This window comes from Methanoculleus sp. MH98A (genome assembly GCF_000691865.1).
GTDB lineage: Archaea > Halobacteriota > Methanomicrobia > Methanomicrobiales > Methanoculleaceae > Methanoculleus.
The window spans coordinates 1-909 of record NZ_JMIO01000204.1 but is presented as its reverse complement, the minus strand read 5'-3'; the positions used below and the strand labels follow the sequence as shown (position 1 = coordinate 909).

Below are 909 nucleotides of genomic sequence, written 5' to 3'. Positions count from 1 at the left end.
TGTCGAGGGCCGTGAAGGAGTAATGCTCCAGCCGGTAATCGAGGTATGTTGTTAACCTTAGATTATGGAGTTCAGACAGTTTTGATAAAACGTCCTCTCTGGCTACCGTTTCGAGTCTTCCGATGTATATCTGAATCTCCAGCGATTTTGAGTTAACTTTGACCTTATCACGGAGATAGAGGTATTTATTGCCCTTGATTGTCTTTACAGTCAATTTCGGCATGGCTTCATCTATCTAGGTTCCGATAGATGAAAAGGTTATTCCCGGGTTAACCGGATTGATCTTCATGAGGGTGGAGTAGGATTCCAGCCGGAAGTTCAGCAGAGTTCACGCATCAGGACTGCAATTGAGACGATGAAACCGGCGAGAGCGAGGGGATATCCCGGTACACTGGACCGTGGGGATATCGCCGTGGGGGAGGGGCTGACGGGAGTGCGATGGGCAAAACGCCCGGAGCATGAGAAACTCGAAGAGTTTCGAGGTGTGAGCGCAGCGAACACGAGAAGAACGAAGTTCTTCGAGGGGGGTGCAGCCCCCCTCCCCTGTCTCCACCACAAATTGCTACCTGTAACCCCCACCCCTCCCGGCCTTCGGCCTCCTCATTCGCACCTGCGGTGCTCAAACTCCTGCCGTTCCAGCAGTCGTTCCCCGCCCCAAGGGGCGGGGGCAGTGCGTGGCGACTGCGATGGTTCGGTACGCGACTGACCAGAGACCGGGAGCGTGAGCACCGTGAGGTGCGAAGAACCGGAGCAGGAGAAGGCCGAAGGTCTTGGACTGGCGACTGGCCGAAGGGCAGGAGCAGAAGAAGGCCGAAGGTCTTGGACTGGCGACTGGCCGAAGGGCAGGAGCAGGAGAAGACCGAAGGTCTTGGACTGGCGACTGGCCGAAGGGCAGGAGCAGAAGAAGGC

1 protein-coding gene is annotated in these 909 nt (G+C 56.3%); it reads right to left on the bottom strand.

All coding sequences use genetic code 11. The features are described from left to right. The coding region (locus EI28_RS14220) for a hypothetical protein (protein WP_155937453.1) at positions 1-223 on the bottom strand (223 nt) is incomplete at its 3' end. Between the last annotated feature and the right edge of the window lie 686 nt (positions 224-909).